Below are 15,659 nucleotides of genomic sequence, written 5' to 3' on the forward strand. Positions count from 1 at the left end.
TCCCGGACCGGCGCCTAGCGTCAGCGGAAGCTTCGTCGCTTTGCCCATGCCCGAAAATGGAGGTGCGCGGTAATGACCGCCATCGTCGAAGAGCGTCGTGAAACCATCAAGGAAATCGTCACCGATATTCTTGAACTCGACCCCGACGAGGTCACCGAGACCAGTCTCTTCAAAGAAGAGCATGACGCGGATTCACTGCGTGCCATTGAAATACTCGCGGCATTGGAGAAGACCTTCAACATTGTCATAGACCAGTCCGAACTCAGCCGGATGGTGAATCTCCGCGGCGTCTATGAGGTTGTCTCCGACGCGGCGGGCTGGTGACCGCCGGATCCTGGCGGACTCCTCGGAAGGCAGGGCGAAATGCGTGGTGAGCCGGGTCGTAGGGTCGTGGTCACCGGCCTCGGGGCGGTGTCCGGCATCGGCATCGGCGCGGCGGAATTCCTCGCCGGACTGCGCGCCGGGAAGAGCGCGGCGGGGCCCATCACCGCGTTCGACACGGAGGGCTTCGACCGCTCTACGGCGTGTGAGGTCAAGGATTTCGAGCCGGACCGGTGGATTCGAAATCTCGATGTGCGGACGCTGGGCCGGGCGAGCCGGTTCTCGGTCGCGGCGGCCCGTATGGCGGTGGCCGACGCCGGATTCCCCGAGCCGGAGAGCGCGCTGCGCGACATCCCCTGTCTGATCTCCGTCGGCACCACCGACGGCGAGTCCAGGGACCTGGACCACCTGGTCGAGGAGGAAGTGGACCTGGGGCCCGAGCGGATGGATCCCACGGTCGCCCGGCGGGTGCCCGCCGGACGGCTGTCGAGCGCGATCGCCCAGGAGTTCGGCCTCACCCGAGCCGAGGCGGTCACCCTCCCCACCGCGTGCGCCGCCGGGAACTACGCGGTCGGCTACGGCTACGACGCCATCCGCGGCGGGGACGTGGATCTCGCGCTGTGCGGCGGGGCCGACGCGCTGTGCCGCAAGACCTTCACCGGCTTCTACCGCCTGGGCACCATCGCCCCCGAGCGCTGTCAGCCCTTCGACAAGGACCGCAAGGGCATCCTGACCGGCGAGGGCGCGGGCATCCTGGTGCTGGAGAGCCTGGAGTCGGCGCTGGCCCGGGGCGCCCGTATCTACGCCGAGGTGCTCGGCTACGGCCTCAACTGCGACGCGGACCACCCCGTGGCCCCCAACCAGGACAGCGTGGTCCGCTGTATGCGGCTCGCCCTGGACGACGCCCGCGTCAAGCCGGAGGAGGTCGACTTCATCTCCGCGCACGGCACCGGCACCAAGGCCAACGACATCACCGAGGCCCGCGCCATCCGCCAGGTCTTCGGGGACACCGCCCCGCCGCGCACGGTCTCCATCAAGTCGATGATCGGCCACTCCATGGGCGCCGCCGGGGCCCTGGCCTCGATCGCCTGCTCCCTCGCGCTCACCGAGGGCTTCATCCCGCCGACCATCAACCACGAGCACACCGACCCCGAATGCGGTCTTGACTGTGTGCCCAACCAGGCCGTGGCAGCGGACCTGAAGGTGGTCCAGAACAACGGTCTGGCCTTCGGCGGCAACAACGCCGTCGTCATCTTCGGCAAGGCCCGAGCGGACTGGTCATGAGTCAGCTGGTGACGGGCGCGGGCGCGGTGGCGAGCGTGGGCGAGGGCGTCGACGAGGTCTTCCGGGCCCTGTGCGCGGGCACCAGCGGACTCGGCGAACTGCGCGGCTTCGACCGGGAGCGGTACCGGACCCGCCACGCCTACGAGATCGACGACCGCCCCGCGCCCGGCACCGACCTCCCCGGCCGCGCCACCGACTGGCTGCTGCGCGCGGTCGGCGAGGCCGCGGCCCAGGCGGGGCTCGGCGAGGACCTGAGCGAGGTGCCGGTCCTCATCGGCACCGGGCTGCGGGAGCTGCGCTCGGCCGAACTCGCCTGGCGCGACGGCACCCCCTTCGACATCGGCCGGCTGCACTTCGGCACCGCGCTGCGGACACGTTTCGGCGCGGTGCGCACCCACACCTTCTCCGGGGCCTGCTCGGCCTCCCTCTACGCGCTCGCACTCGCCGCCGACCTGCTGACCACGGGGGCCGAGGACACCGTCGTGGTGGCCGGAGTCGACACCCTCACCGAGTCGATGTACGGGCTGCTGGACCGCGTCAACAGCGAACCCCCCGACCGCGTCCGGCCGTTCGACCGGGACCGCCGCGGGGTGCTGATGGGCGACGGCGCGGCCGCCGTGGTGCTGCGCCGTGAGGAGTCCGGCGCGGAGACCCGCGCGCTCGGCCGGGTGCGCGCCGTCAGCATGAACTGCGACGCCAGCCATGTGACCGCCCCCGACCCCCAGGGCATCGCGCGGGCGGTGCACGAGGCGCAGTGGCGGGCGGGCGTCAAACCCGGCGACATCGACCTGGTGCTGCTGCACGGGACCGGCACCCAGCTGAACGACGCCGCCGAGGCGGCCGCCATCGCCGAGGTCTTCGGCCACGAGGTCAGCGGGCCCCTGATGACCGCCATCAAGTGCATGACCGGCCACACCTCGGGCGGCTCCGGGCTGCTCAGCCTGATCGTCGCGCTGGAGTCCCTGGCCTCCGGCCGGGTGCCGCCCACCCTGGGCCTGGCCGAACCGCTGCCCGGGGCCGAGGCGTTCCGCTTCGTCCGGGAGGAGGCGCGGGAGGCCGGGGACCTGCGGGTCGCGCAGATCGACGCGTTCGGCTTCGGCGGGGTCAACGCGGTCGCCATCGTCGAGAGGGCCGGCCGATGACGCATGGCCCCGGCGAAGTCGTCGTCACCGGCGTCGGCCTGGCCGTCCCCGGCGCCGGCACCCCCGAGGCGCTGCTGCGCCGCACGGCCCGCCCCGTCACCGGGCCCGCCCCCGAACCGTTCGACACCGCCGCCCGGATCGGCCGCCGGGGCCACCGCTACAAGGACCGGGCCACCCGGCTGGCGCTGTGCGCCGCGCTGGAGGCGCTGCGGAACGCCGGCCTGATCCCCTCCGACGGCGAGGAGGTGACGGTGCCCGGCGACACCATAGGCGTGGTCGCCAGCTCCAACCTGGGCAACCTCGACACCGCCTGCCTCACCGCCGCCGCCATCGCCGAGCGGTCGGCCGTGGACCTCAGCCCCATGAGCCTGCCGAACGCCTCCAGCAATGTGATCGCCTCCTGGGTGGCCATCCGCCACGGGCTGCGCGGCCCCAATCTGATGCTGTGCAACGGGGCGACCTCCGGCCTGGACGCCGTGCACTGGGGCGCCACGCTGGTCACGGCGGGCCGGGTCCGGCGCGCGGTGGTGATCGGCGTGGAGACGCACAACGCCGTCGTGGAGGATCTGCTCGGCCGGTCCGCCGGTGAGCTGCTGGACGGCGCGGCCGCGCTCGTCGTCGAGGGCGGCCGCTGGGCCGAGGCCCGGGGGGCGCGGGCCGTCGCCGCCCTGGGGCCGTACGAACGGCGGGCCGGGCTCACCGGCTGTGTCGAGGCACTGCTGCCCGACGGTGCCGCCCCCGGCGTCTGGTTCACCCCCGAGCGTTACGCCGAGGGGCCCGCCGGGGCCGCACCGGTGCCGGGAGCCGTGCCGCGCTACGACGTCACCGGTGCGGTGGGCCGGGCCTCCGGGGCCCTCGGGGTGCTCCAGTGCGCGGCGGCCGTCGGCTGGCTGGCCCGCGCCGGAACCGGAGCTGGAGCCGGAACCGGAGCTGGAGCCGGAACCGGAGCCGATCCGGAAGCGGGAGCGGGGAGCGCCGCCTTCGCGGCCGGCCGCGGGCCCGCGCCGGACCCGGTGCCCGCGTCCAGCCAGGCGCTGATCACCAGCGGGGACGACACCGCGGACGCCGTGGCCGGACTGCTGCTGCGCCCCGCGCCCGACCGCCACGACCCGCACCCCGCACGTGCCCCCCTCATCTCCATGGAGTGTTCCCGATGACCGCCGTCGCCCCGCCGATGTCGACCAAAGCCCTGCTGACGGACGTCACCACCGTCCGGCTGCGCCCGCGCTACGAGGGGTCGAACATCTGCACCTGGATCGGCTTCAAACACGTCAACTACCTCGTCGAGGAAGCCGTACTGGTGCATTTCGCGGACTCCGGGGCGCCCGCGCGGCGGCTGTACGAGGAGCACGGTCTCGGACTGGACATCGTCGCCCTGGAGACCCGCATCCTGCACGCCTTCCACATGGACGACGTGGCCGAGGCCGAGGTGGTGCCGGACACCGAGGACGACGACCGCACCCTCGGCTTCCGGGTGACCCTCCGGGTGGCGCGCGACGGCTCGGTCCTCAAGGCCGTGGCCGCCAAGGTGCGGGTCTCGCTGCGCGCCGACACCTATCTGCCGGAGGCCGGCGCGCCCCCGGCCGAGTTCGCGCCCTTCGTGGTGGACCGGCTGGGGGCCGAGGCGCGCCCGGGCGAACTCGCGCCGATCCGGGTGCAGCTGCCGGACGGGGACGAGGCCGCCGTCCTGGCCTCGCTGACCGAGGGCCGCAACGCCTACGCCTGGAAGTGGAACATCCCCTACCCCTACTGCCACTTCACCGAGCGGCTCCAGATGTCCGGCTATCTGCGGCTGATGGAGGAGGCCAAGGACCGTTTCGTCCTCGACCGCGGCATCTCCATCAAGACCCTGCTGGACGACCGCAAATGGATACCGGTCGTCCCCCGGTCCTCGGTGCGCGTCATCGACGAGGCGGTGATGGAGGAGGACCTCTACACCGTCTACACGGTCGAGGAGATCTTCAAGAACCTCACCTACACCGCCCGGATGGACTGCTTCGTGGTCCGCGACGGCACGCTCTCCCTCACCGCCACCGGCCGGATCACCCACGGCTACGCGGTGATCGACAGCCGCAGCGACTGGCGGCTGGTCCCCTTCGACCGGCGGGTGCTGGACGCGCTCGGCGGAGAGCAGAGCGGCACCTGATGGACGACGTACTGGTCACCGGCCTCGGCGCGCTGTCCCCGCTGGGCGCGGGTGTCGACGCCTTCTGGCGCGGGATGCACAAGGCGGACACCGCGCCGACGCGGGTGCCCGATCCGCTCGCCCACATGGACCACCCGCTGATGTACCTGGTGCCGGAGGCCGACCTTCCGGACGGCCCCGAGGAGCAGGACGGGCTGCCGCTGGGGCGCGGCTCGCGGTTCGCGCTCGCGGCGGCGCGCGAGGCGGTCGCCGACGCGGGGCTGGCCGCGCCGCCGAGACCGGAAGCGGGGGCGTACGCCGCGGGTGGCGGGGCGTACGCCGCGGGCGGCGGGATCGATCCGCGCCGGGTGGCCGTCGCCCTCAGCACCGGTATGGGCGACACGGATCTGCACGAGGGCTGGTGGACCGGGACCGGCGAGGCCCCCGCGTCCGCCCGCTGGGCGCCCCCCTTCCCGCCGGCCTCGGTGGTCGGCGGGTGGTTCGGCGCCCAGGGCGTCAACACCTGCGTCAGCAACGCGTGCGCCGCCAGCGGCTACGCGCTCTCGGTGGGCGCCGACCTGATCCGCTCCGGCGAGGCCGACGTGGTCATCGCGGGCGGCGCCGAGGCGTACTCCCGGGTGGCCCTCGCCTGCTTCAACCGGCTGGGCGCCATCGACCCCGAGCGCTGCCGCCCGTTCGCCGTCGAGCGGCGGGGCACCGTCTTCGGCGAGGGTGCCGCCGTGCTCGTCCTGGAGTCCGCCACGCACGCCCGCGCGCGCGGCGCGCGCACCGTCTACGGCCGTCTGGCGGGCGCCGGCTGGAGCTGCGACGCCTACCACGCGACCGCCCCCGAGCCCTCCGGCGAGCAGATCGAGCGCGCGATGCGCGAGGCGCTCCGGGAGGCGGGGGCCGGGGCCGGGTCGGGGTCCGGGGCTGGATCCGGGGCCGGGGCCGGGGCCGAGTCGGGCGGGCTGGGGTTCGTGATCCCGCACGGCACCGGCACCGAGCTCAATGACGTGGTGGAGAGCCGGGTGCTGGGCGCGCTGACCCCCCGTACGCCCCTCTATAGCGTCAAGGCGCTCATCGGGCACACCGGCGGCGCGGCGGGCGCCTTCGCCGCGCTCGCCGCCAGCCTGGTGTTGCACCACCGGACGCTGCCGCCGAACGTGCCGGTCGGCGAGCGGGACCCGGAGTGCGCGGTGCCGCTGCCGTCCGGCCCGGCGCCCATGACCGGGGCGTACGGGCTGGTCAACGCCTACGCCTTCGGGGGCAACAACATCTCGCTCGTCTTCGGGGAGGCCGCCGCGTGAGCGACGCACGTGCGGCCGCCGGGCCGCAGATGGCGACGAAAGGCGCGCCTCTGCGCCGCATGGGCGGAGAAGCGAACGAGGAGGCAGCGCGCGACGAACCGGCCGTCGGCCTGGTGGTGACGGGCATCGGCACCGTGGGCGCGGACGGCTTCGACTTCCGTACGGCGCTCGGCCGCCACGGCTACAAGTACCTGCCCGCCGCCTCCCAGTACTTCCTCGCCGCGGCCAAGCGCGCGCTGGCCCAGGCGGGTCCGGACGCCCTGGAGGCGGTCGGGCCCGAGGAGCGGGGCGCCGCGGTGGGCACCAACAGCGCGGCCGTCGCCCTGCACCACAGCATGGACCGTACGGTCACCGCCACCGGGGCGGGCGATCTGTCCCCGGTCACCGCGCCCTACTTCTCCATCAACCTCTTCGGCAGCCGGCTGGCCACCGAACACGACCTCAAGGGCTTCAACCTCACCCTCACCAGCCCCCGGATCGCGGGCCTGGAGGCGCTCCAGACCGGCCAGCGCGCCGTCGCCACCGGCCGGGCCCGGCGGCTGCTGGCCGGGGCCACCGAGGAGGCGCTGCCCGAGGGCGAGCCGGGGGCGGGCACCTCGGAGGCCGGGGCCGTCGCGCTGGTGCTGGAGCCCGAACCGGCCGCCCGCGGCCGGGGGGTGGCGGCGCTGGGCCGGGTGGGCGTCCGCTCGTTCTTCCTGCCGCCGAAGGCGGCCGCCTCCGCCGAGGGGGCCGAGCAGGCCGCGGCGCTGCTGCGGGACGCGCTGGACGCCCTCGGCCACCGGCCGGACCGGCCGCTGGCCGTCACCGCCGTCCTCGACGGCTCCCCGGTCGGCGAGGCCATGGCGGCGGCGCTGGACGAGAAGGCGCTGGGCGGGCGGGCCCTGGCGGGGAAGCCCGAGCGGGTCCCGGCGGGCGCGGGCGCCCTGGAGCCGGTGGCGCGCGTGGCCGCCGCGCTCGGCGCACCGGACGGCCACGCCCACGCCGTGGTCACCGCGGCGGCCGAGGGGAACGCCGCCGTCTGCCTGATCACCCCGGGCGGCGCGAGCGCCATGCCGGACGCGCCCGCCGTGACCGAAGCGAGCGCCCAGCCGGACGCGCCCGCCGGGACCGACGCGAGCGCCGGAAGCGAGCAGCCGATGAACGGACGACGGAGGGCGAGCGAACGATGATCACCCGACTCGAAGGTTCCTGGTGCCTGGTCCTGGGCGCCTCCAGCGGCATGGGCCTGGCCATCGCCCATGAACTGGCCCGCGAGGGCGTCCACATCCTCGGCGTCCACTTCGACACCACCGACGGCCAGGAGAAGGCCGCCGTCGCCCGCGAGGAGATGCGCGGCCACGGCGTCGAGGCCCACTTCTTCAACGCCAACGCCGCCTCCGCCCGCACCCGCGAGGAGCTGCTGCCCCGGTTCGAGGAGCTGACCGGCGGCGCGGGCATCCGGATCGTGGTGCACTCCCTGGCCTTCGGCACCCTGCTGCCGTACGTCGGCGCCGAGGGCGAGGACAGCCTGACCCCCCGCCAGATGAACATGACGCTCGATGTGATGGCGCACTCGCTCGTCTACTGGACCCAGGACCTGTTCACCGCGGGGCTGCTGCGCCAGGGCGCCAAGGTCTACGCGATGACCAGCGCCGGGGGCGTCAGGGTGATGCCCCACTACGGCGCCGTCTCCGCCGCCAAGGCCGCCCTGGAGTCCCATGTGCGCCAGCTCGCCCTGGAGCTCGCCCCCTCCGGCATCGCCGTCAACGCGCTGCGCGCCGGGGTCACCCCGACCCCGTCGATGGAGCGCATCCCCGGCAGCGACCGGCTCGCCGCCTACGCCCGGGACCTCAATCCGCACCGGCGGCTGACCCGGCCCGAGGACGTCGCCGAGGCGGTCTCGCTGCTCTCGCGCACCGACTCCTCCTGGATCACCGGCAATGTCATCGGCGTGGACGGCGGTGAGCTGCTGACATGACGGCCCATCTGCTGATCGAGAGCGGCGGGCCGCAGACCGGACCCGCCTGTGAGCGGTTCCTCGGCGACGCCGCGCGGCTGGCCAGGGACGGCCACCAGGTGGTGCTGTTCCTCGTCGAGAACGGCGTGACCGCCGCCGTCCCCGGCACCGCCCCGGGCATCGAGACGTTCCTGAGCGACGGCGGCGAACTGTGGGTGGACACCTTCTCCGCCGCCCAGCGCGCCCTGCCCGCCGCCGATCTGACGCCCCGGGCGCGGCTGGTGGACATGGACGACGTGGCCGCCAGGCTGCTGGAACCGCGGGTCAGGGCGGTGTGGCACTGATGCCCAGACCCGTCCCCCGTACCGATGTGCTGCTCAACCTCTTCGGCGCGCCCCACCAGACCGACCTGGTCACCTCGGCGCTGCGGCTGGCGGCCGCGCTGCTGCGCCGGGGCGCCCGGGTGCAGATCTGGACCTGCGGCGACGCCACCCGGCTGACCGGCGCGGCCCTCGGCGACGCCAAACCGCGCGACTACACCGACCTGGGGCGCGAGCACCCCTCCACCGCCCGCGTCGTCCGCGAGCTGATCGAGGACCACCCCGACCGGCTGTACTGGTACGTGTGCCGCTTCTGCGCCGAGGAGCGGGGCGCCGCCGAGCAGATCCCGCAGGTGCGCACGCGGGCGCCGTTCGTCTTCGCCGAGCATGTGAACGCGGCGGACAAGAGCCTGCTCATGGGGGTGTGCTGAGCCATGGGCGACCAGGCGCGCTGGCTGCTGATCGTGGAGAAGGCGTACCGGGGCTCGATCGAGACCCAGTACGCCGACGTGCTGTACTGCGTGCCTGATCTGCACCGGCAGAGCGGCGGCTGCGATCTGGCGCTGCGCGGCCCCGCCGCCGGCTACGCCCTCGACACCGGCGCCCGGCCCGCGCTGCGCCTCGGCGGCCGCACCCTCGACACCCTGCCCCATCCGCCCACCTCCGTGGCGAAGCTGCTGGCCGCCGGGGTGACCGTGCTGGTCGAGGAGGACGGGCTGGCCGCGCTCGGCCGTACCGCCGCCGAGCGGCTGCTGCCCGGCGTCCGCGTCATCGGGGGCGACGACCTCGCGGCCCGCTGGCCCTCCTACGAACAGGTGTGGTTCCTGTGACCCGCCGCTCGCACGGCCCCTTGGCCTCAACCGAAGGAGTACCCGAACCCATGGTCAACGCCCCCTCCGGGGCAGCCCCGGTCATCTCGGCCTGGACCGCCGTATCGCCCCTGGGACTGCGCGGGTCCGACTTCACCGCGGCCCTGCGGTCCGGCCGCCCGGCCGCCCGGCCGCTGGACCCCGAGGAGTGGTCGGCGCCGTTCCGCGAGGCGAGCCTCGTGCCCGACTTCCACATCCGGCAGATCCTCGGCCGCAAGGGCACCCGCTCCATGGACCGGGCCACCGGCCTCGCCGTCACCGCGATCCGCCATCTGCTCACCGGGGAGCGGGAGCACGGCGAGGGCGAGCGGCTGCCGGGGGTGGGCGAGGAGACCGGTCTCGCGCTCGGCACCAGCACCGGCTCCGCCCAGAGCATCATGGACTTCACCCGGGACTCGCTGGTGGGCGAGAAGCCCTTCTACGTGGACCCGGCCCGGTTCCCCAACACCGTGATGAACTGCGCGGCCGGCCAGTCCGCCATCTGGCACGGGCTCAGGGGCCCCAACACCACCATCGCGGGCGGCCGCGCCACCGGACTGCTCGCCCTCCGGTACGCGGTGCGGCTGCAGCGGGCCGGACGGGCCGGGGCCGTGCTGTGCGGGGCGGTCGAGGAGTTCTCCTCCGCCCGCGCCTGGCTGGAGTGGCACGCCCGCGCGGACGGGGACGGCGCCGACAGCGCCGCCGTGCTCGGGGAGGGGGCGGCCGTATGGCTGCTGGAGCCCGACGCCTCGGCGCGCGAGCACGGCCGTGAGGGGCTCGCCGAGGTGGTGGGCCTGGAGTTCGGCTGCGCCGCGGACGCGAAAGCCGCCCGTACGGTGCTCGCCGAGGCGATCGGCCGGCTGCTGGACCGCACCGGTGTGACCCCCGGCGAGCTGAGCGCCGTCGCCGACTCCGGCGCCCCCGGCGCCGAGGGGGAGGCCGAACTCGCCGCCCTCGCCGACGCCCTCGGCGGCGAGGAGCCACCGCGGATCACGGTCGCCGACACCATCGGGGACACCTGCGCCGCCGCGGCGGCCTTCCAGATCGCCGCCGTGCTCGCGATGGCCGAGCGCGAGGAGATCCCCTCCGGCGGCCCCGCCCTGGTCACCACGGTGGACCGGGACGGTGTGGTCGGCGCGGCCCTGCTGCGGATCCGGTGACGGGCCGCCGCCCACTGAACTGAAGGAGCTGGTTGAGATGACGGACCGAGAGATCACGGGCGCGGCCCCCGGCGACGAGGCGCCCCGTACGGCGCTGGTCTTCCCCGGGCAGGGCGCCCAGAAGGCGGGCATGGGCGAGGCGTGGCGGCACACCGCGTCCTGGGCGCTGGTGGCGGAGATCTCCGAGTACACCGGTGTCGACGTCGAGGAACTCCTGCTGAAGGCCGACGACGAGACGCTGCGCCGCACCGACCTCGCCCAGATCGCCGTCTTCACCACCGAGGTGCTCGCCCACCGCGAGGCGGAGGCCGCCGGGCTGCTGGGCGGGGTGGTGGCCTGCGCCGGGCACAGCCTGGGCGAGTACACCGCGCTGCACGCCGCCGGGGCCGTGCCGCTCGCCGACACCGCCCGCCTCGTCGCCGCCCGCGGCCGGGCCATGCGCGCGTGCGCCGAGCGGTCGCCCGGCACCATGGCCGCCGTGGTGCGGCTCGGCCCGGAGACCGTGGAGGGGCTGGTCGCGCGGGTCCAGGAGGACGGCGGCCAGGTCTGGATCGCCAATGTGAACGCGCCCGGCGCCATCGTGCTCTCGGGCACCGCCGAGGCCGTGGACCGGCTCGCCGAACTGGCCGTGGAGAGCGAGGGCAAGGTGATCCGGCTCGCCGTCGGCGGCGCCTTCCACAGCCCGCTGATGGCCGCGGCCGCCGACGAGCTGCGCGAGGCCCTGGCCGCCGTGGACTTCGCCCCCGAGCACACCCCGGTCGTCGCCAACGTGGACGCCCGCGCGTACGCGAGCGGCGAGCACTGGCGGGACCTGGAGCTGAACCAGCTCACCAGCCCGGTGCGCTGGGAGGAGAGCGTCCGCACGCTCGCCGGCGAGCTGGGCTGCGTCCGGTTCGTGGAGCTGGGCCCGGGGCGCCAGCTGACCGGCATGATCCGCCGGATCGCGGACGGCGCGCTCACCGTCCCGGTCGAGTCGGCCGCCGCCCTCGCCAAGCTGACCACCCCCGAACCCTGAGCCCCACCCTCTGAGAGCGGAAGGAGACCCCCGCATGGCCGACGCCACCGCCGCCCTGGACATGGACGAGCTGCGCACCTTCGTCGCGGATGTGCTCGACGTGGACGAGGAGGACGTCACCGACGACGCCGACTTCGTCAAGACCCTCGGCGTGGACTCCCTGATGGCCCTCGAGGTCATGGTCGTCCTGGAGAAGAAGTACTCGGTGAAGCTGGAGGAGCGGGAGATGAAGGACATCACCACGCTCCGGAAGGTGCACGACCTGCTCGCCTCGAAGATGGGGGAGTGAGATGACGGCGGCCGCGTGCGGGCCGGTGGACGGCACCGTGGAGGTCGTGGATCCGGGCGTCCCCGGTGAGCGGCCCGCCCGGTGCGTGGCCGTTGTCGGCGCGTCGGAGAAGGTGTTCGCCGGGCACTTCCCGGGGTTCGCCATCTTCCCCGGGGTGTGTGTGGTGGAGTACGTCCAGCGCGGCGCCCTCGCCACACTGCCGGAGCGCGAACCGGGCGGGCGCTGGGTCCTGGTGGCCGTCGAGTCCTCCCGCTTCCTCAGCCCGGTCTACCCCGGTGACGAGCTGACCAGCGAATACGTCTGGTCGCGCAAGGACGGTGGCTGGCGCTGCCGGGCCTCGGCGGCCACCGGGCGCGGGCCCGCCGCGCAGATAAGGCTGCGCTTCGAGAACCGGGACGCGGGCGGCACGGCGGCCGGGGCGGGGGAGCGGAGCCACCAGGACCGAGGAGCGGACGTCGGATGATCACCGTCGCTGAGATCAAGCGGATGCTGCCGCACCGCTACCCCATGCTGCTGGTCGACCGGGTCACCGAGCTGGTGCCGGGCGAGCGGGCGAGCGGACTGAAGGCGGTCACCTGCAACGAGCCCTGGTACGAGGGGATGCCGGACACCGCGTCCGAGGAGGACTACCACTACCCGTGGACGGTGCTCATCGAGTCCTGGTGCCATGTGGCCGGGGTGCTGGTCACCTGGGACCGGCCCAACCCCGATGTGCGCTCGGGCAAGGCGATGCTGCTCGGCGGCATCTCGGACGCGGAGTTCCACCGGCCGGTGGTGCCCGGCGATGTGGTGGAGCATCATGTGCGGCTGGCCCGCCAGGTCGGTGAGACCTACGTCTTCGAGGGCGAGAGCCTGGTCGGCAAGGAGACCGCCCTCACCATAGGGCGGCTGACGATGACCATGCGCCCGGCCTCCGACCTGACCGCCCCGCCCGCGCCCGCCCCCTCCACGAGCGACCAGCCCGCGGCCGAGCCCGGTGTGCCCGGTCCGTCCCTGCCCGACCCACCCGTGCCCGACCTGCTCTGACCGCACACCACCCCCGGGAGAAGGACCTCACCGTATGTCCGACCGAATATCCGACGACGCGGGCCGCGCATCCGGTGACGAGAAGCCGACGCCTGACGCGGGGCCGACGCTTGACGAGGAGCCGACGCCGCGCGTCGCGCTGGTCTCCGGCGGCTCCCGCGGCATAGGCCGGGCCACCGTGCTGCGGCTGGCCCGGGACGGTTTCGATGTGGCGTTCTGCCATCGCTCCAGCCCCGACGCCGCCCGTGAGCTGGAGGAGGAGGCGGCGCGGCTCGGCGGTGGGCGGGTGCTCGGCCGGCAGACGGACGTCCGCGACGCGGGCGCGGTGCGCGAGCTGGTCGCCTTCACCGAGGAGTCGCTCGGCCCGGTCGAGGTCGCGGTCACCTCCGCCGGGATCACCCGGGACAATCCGCTGCTGCTGATGACGGACGAGGAGTGGCGGGGCGTCCTGGAGGTCAACCTGGACGGCACCTATCACCTCTGCCGTTCCGTGGTGTTCGGAATGATGAAACGCAAGTCCGGATGCGTCATCAACATCTCGTCCGTCGCCGGTGTCCACGGCAATGCGACCCAGAGCAATTACGCGGCCTCCAAAGCGGGAATCATCGGCTTCACCAAGTCACTCGCCAAGGAGGTCGGCCGGTACGGCATTCGAGCCAATGTGGTGGCGCCCGGCTTCGTCGAGACCGATATGACGGCCGAACTCTCCGACCGGGTGCGCAAGGAGGCGGAGCAGAGCATCCCGCTGCGCCGCTTCGGCCGTCCGGAGGAGGTCGCCGACATGGTCGCGTACCTGGTCGGAGCGGAATATGTGACCGGCGCGGTGTTCCAGGTGGACGGCGGCATCGTCCTCTGACGGGCACCCTCGGCACCGCTGTGCGGGCGGTGCGCACGATGTGATCGCTCGCTGAACGAGCGTCACGCAGGAGACGGACGAGCGAGGGGGTACGGACGTGGCAGCCAAGCGCGGCAAAGTACCGCGGTTCTATTTCAATTTCCGCAGCCCGTACAGCTGGATCGCCTACCGTGATCTGATGGACCGCTATCCGGATGTCGCACAGGCGGTGGAATGGCATCTGTGGTGGGAGCCGGACGCGGACGGGGAGCGCCGTATGGCCGAACACGGCCATCACTTCCCCTATTCGGCGATGTCCAGGGAGAAGCATCTCTATATCCTCCAGGATGTGCGCCGGCTGACGACCGACCGCGGTCTCGCGGTCAGCTGGCCGGTGGATCACGACCCGGTCTGGGAGGTGCCGCATCTGCCGTACTTCCTCGCGCTGGACGCGGGGCTCGGCCCCGCCTGGATCGAGCGCGTCTACCGAGCGCGCTGGCAGGAGGGCCGCGACATCTGCGACCGTGCGACCATCGCGGACATCGCCGGGGAGCTGGGGCTGCCCGCCGAACGGGCGGCGGCGGCCGCCGATGACGAGGAGCTTCGCGGTGGCCGGGGGCTCCGGGCCCTGCTCGCGCTCAGCGACGCCGGGGCGTTCGGCGTGCCGTTCTTCACCCACGGCTATGACAAGTTCTGGGGCGTGGACCGGCTGGCGGCCTTCGTCGCCTCGGTCCGCTCGGGGTCCGGCTCCGGCTCCGGCGCCCGGTCCCGGGACACGCCCCCGGCCGGGGCGTCGGACGCGGATGTCGCCGGGGCGTCGGACGCGGACTTCGCCGCCGCCCGGTCGGCCGATCCGGGCCACGCCGGAGGCTGTGGCTGACTCTTCGCCCGCCCGCTCGTTCACACGTTGTCGCCCGTTCCGACCGCCCAGCCAGCCCCCCAGCCACCCGCCCGTCCAGCCGCCCGTCCCGACCGAGACGAGAACGCCCTGACCGCCGACGGACACTCCCCCTCCTGGAGGACGCAGATGCCCGAGCCACGCCAGACGTCGGCGCGGCCTCCCTCCCTGGGAGCCCGCGCCCTCTCGGCCGCGGCCCTGCCGATCGCCCCGCTGTTCGGCGTCTCGCTGGCGTATCTGGCCTTCCATCCGCGGCGCCGGGAACAGCGGGAGCACCCCCGGGACCACGGGCTGCCCTGCACCGAGCTGAAGATCCCCTTCGCGGCGCGGAAGCACCTCGACACCTGGCTGTGCCCGGGGTCCCCCGAGAAGGTGGTGGTGCTCGGGCACAGCATGGCGACGGCCAAGGACCACAGCCTCCGCCACGCCAAGTTCCTGCACGACGCCGGGTACACCGTCTGTCTGTTCGACCACCGCAACCACGGGGCCAGCAGCGACGACCGGGCGCTGTTCGGGCTCGGCGACCGGTTCGCGAGCGATGTCACCGCCGTGGTGTCCCATCTGCGCGGCCGGGGCGGGTACGGCTCGGCGCGGATAGCCTTCTACGGCTTCTCGTTCTCGTGCTTCTCGTCCATGTGGGCGCTGACGCACGACGGGTTCGAACTTGACGCGCTGGTGTGCGACAGCGGACCGGGGCACGACGTCCCGCCGCTGCTGCGCAAGTTCCTGGAGGCGGAGGCGCTGCCGCTGCCCGCCGTGCTGAAGGGCGAACCGGCCCGTTCGGTGGTGGCGCGGACGCTGTGCGCGGTGGGTCCGGCCATGCTCCGGGCCCAGTGGCCGCCGCCCGCGACGGGCAAGTTCGCCAAGATCCCCCTGTTGTTCATGTCGGGCGAGCACGATGCGATCGTGCCGCCCTCCTCGGTGGACGCGCTGGCCGAGCGCTACGCCCAAGCCGAGACGCACGTCCTGCCGGGAGCCGAGCATCTGCTCGGACTGGAGACCGATCCCGAAGGCTACGCGAGCGTGGTGCTGGATTTCCTCGAGCGGGCCCTGGGGTAGCCACCTTGACCGTCCTCGACGGGACGGAACTTTTCGGAAGAGGGAAGAGAGAGCATGCAAAAGGTGCTCATCGCCAACCGTGGCGAGATCG

The 15,659-nt window shown here is 73.6% G+C and carries 19 protein-coding genes; all 19 read left to right on the plus strand.

The window, feature by feature from the left end; translation table 11 throughout:
• The first annotated feature begins 72 nt into the window (after positions 1-72).
• The 19 genes from IEJ02_RS44740 (at position 73) to IEJ02_RS44830 (ending at position 15,568) form a co-directional block, all read left to right on the plus strand.
• The gene (locus tag IEJ02_RS44740; protein ID WP_191070040.1) at positions 73-324 is read left to right on the plus strand and encodes an acyl carrier protein; all 252 of its coding nucleotides are present in this window, start codon (positions 73-75) and stop codon (positions 322-324) included.
• A gap of 39 nt (positions 325-363) precedes the next feature.
• Positions 364-1,605, plus strand: coding sequence for a beta-ketoacyl-[acyl-carrier-protein] synthase family protein (locus IEJ02_RS44745; RefSeq protein WP_191070041.1), 1,242 nt, complete (start codon positions 364-366; stop codon positions 1,603-1,605).
• Complete coding sequence (locus IEJ02_RS44750; RefSeq protein WP_191070042.1) at positions 1,602-2,747, plus strand: beta-ketoacyl synthase N-terminal-like domain-containing protein; 1,146 nt, start codon at positions 1,602-1,604, stop codon at positions 2,745-2,747. Before IEJ02_RS44745 ends, IEJ02_RS44750 begins: the two co-directional genes overlap by 4 nt.
• On the plus strand, positions 2,744-3,904 hold the full coding sequence (locus tag IEJ02_RS44755; RefSeq protein WP_191070043.1) for a beta-ketoacyl synthase N-terminal-like domain-containing protein: 1,161 nt from the start codon (positions 2,744-2,746) through the stop codon (positions 3,902-3,904). The genes IEJ02_RS44750 and IEJ02_RS44755 overlap by 4 nt, the downstream gene beginning before the upstream one ends.
• Entirely contained in the window at positions 3,901-4,893 is a 993-nt protein-coding gene (locus tag IEJ02_RS44760; protein WP_191070044.1) for an acyl-CoA thioesterase family protein, read from the plus strand. The genes IEJ02_RS44755 and IEJ02_RS44760 overlap by 4 nt, the downstream gene beginning before the upstream one ends.
• The gene (locus IEJ02_RS44765; RefSeq protein WP_191070045.1) at positions 4,893-6,182 is read left to right on the plus strand and encodes a beta-ketoacyl synthase N-terminal-like domain-containing protein; all 1,290 of its coding nucleotides are present in this window, start codon (positions 4,893-4,895) and stop codon (positions 6,180-6,182) included. The genes IEJ02_RS44760 and IEJ02_RS44765 overlap by 1 nt, the downstream gene beginning before the upstream one ends.
• Complete coding sequence (locus tag IEJ02_RS44770; protein ID WP_317986078.1) at positions 6,179-7,351, plus strand: beta-ketoacyl synthase N-terminal-like domain-containing protein; 1,173 nt, start codon at positions 6,179-6,181, stop codon at positions 7,349-7,351. Before IEJ02_RS44765 ends, IEJ02_RS44770 begins: the two co-directional genes overlap by 4 nt.
• Complete coding sequence (locus IEJ02_RS44775) at positions 7,348-8,139, plus strand: SDR family oxidoreductase (RefSeq protein WP_191070046.1); 792 nt, start codon at positions 7,348-7,350, stop codon at positions 8,137-8,139. Before IEJ02_RS44770 ends, IEJ02_RS44775 begins: the two co-directional genes overlap by 4 nt.
• Positions 8,136-8,462: a DsrE family protein gene (locus IEJ02_RS44780; RefSeq protein WP_137978124.1), complete on the plus strand. Its 327-nt coding sequence runs from the start codon at positions 8,136-8,138 to the stop codon at positions 8,460-8,462. The genes IEJ02_RS44775 and IEJ02_RS44780 overlap by 4 nt, the downstream gene beginning before the upstream one ends.
• The gene (locus IEJ02_RS44785) at positions 8,462-8,869 is read left to right on the plus strand and encodes a hypothetical protein (RefSeq protein ID WP_137978123.1); all 408 of its coding nucleotides are present in this window, start codon (positions 8,462-8,464) and stop codon (positions 8,867-8,869) included. The genes IEJ02_RS44780 and IEJ02_RS44785 overlap by 1 nt, the downstream gene beginning before the upstream one ends.
• 3 nt (positions 8,870-8,872) lie before the next feature.
• A complete protein-coding gene (locus IEJ02_RS44790; protein ID WP_137978122.1) occupies positions 8,873-9,268 on the plus strand; it encodes a hypothetical protein in 396 nt (131 codons plus the stop codon).
• Positions 9,269-9,318: 50 nt separating this feature from the next.
• The gene (locus tag IEJ02_RS44795; protein ID WP_191070047.1) at positions 9,319-10,446 is read left to right on the plus strand and encodes a beta-ketoacyl synthase N-terminal-like domain-containing protein; all 1,128 of its coding nucleotides are present in this window, start codon (positions 9,319-9,321) and stop codon (positions 10,444-10,446) included.
• Positions 10,447-10,483: 37 nt separating this feature from the next.
• Complete coding sequence (locus IEJ02_RS44800; protein WP_191070048.1) at positions 10,484-11,461, plus strand: ACP S-malonyltransferase; 978 nt, start codon at positions 10,484-10,486, stop codon at positions 11,459-11,461.
• A gap of 34 nt (positions 11,462-11,495) precedes the next feature.
• Entirely contained in the window at positions 11,496-11,750 is a 255-nt protein-coding gene (locus IEJ02_RS44805; protein ID WP_191070049.1) for an acyl carrier protein, read from the plus strand.
• 1 nt (position 11,751) lies between these two features.
• Complete coding sequence (locus IEJ02_RS44810) at positions 11,752-12,213, plus strand: 3-hydroxyacyl-ACP dehydratase FabZ family protein (RefSeq protein ID WP_191070050.1); 462 nt, start codon at positions 11,752-11,754, stop codon at positions 12,211-12,213.
• A complete protein-coding gene (locus IEJ02_RS44815) occupies positions 12,210-12,776 on the plus strand; it encodes a 3-hydroxyacyl-ACP dehydratase FabZ family protein (RefSeq protein WP_191070051.1) in 567 nt (188 codons plus the stop codon). The genes IEJ02_RS44810 and IEJ02_RS44815 overlap by 4 nt, the downstream gene beginning before the upstream one ends.
• A gap of 34 nt (positions 12,777-12,810) precedes the next feature.
• The gene (gene fabG / locus IEJ02_RS44820; protein WP_223865459.1) at positions 12,811-13,632 is read left to right on the plus strand and encodes a 3-oxoacyl-ACP reductase FabG; all 822 of its coding nucleotides are present in this window, start codon (positions 12,811-12,813) and stop codon (positions 13,630-13,632) included.
• 97 nt (positions 13,633-13,729) lie between these two features.
• The gene (locus IEJ02_RS44825; RefSeq protein WP_191070052.1) at positions 13,730-14,491 is read left to right on the plus strand and encodes a DsbA family protein; all 762 of its coding nucleotides are present in this window, start codon (positions 13,730-13,732) and stop codon (positions 14,489-14,491) included.
• A gap of 147 nt (positions 14,492-14,638) precedes the next feature.
• Entirely contained in the window at positions 14,639-15,568 is a 930-nt protein-coding gene (locus tag IEJ02_RS44830; protein WP_191070053.1) for an alpha/beta hydrolase, read from the plus strand.
• The last annotated feature ends 91 nt before the right edge of the window (positions 15,569-15,659 follow it).

It is taken from the genome of Streptomyces sp. 5-10 (genome assembly GCF_014712245.1).
Classification (GTDB): domain Bacteria; phylum Actinomycetota; class Actinomycetes; order Streptomycetales; family Streptomycetaceae; genus Streptomyces; species Streptomyces violaceusniger.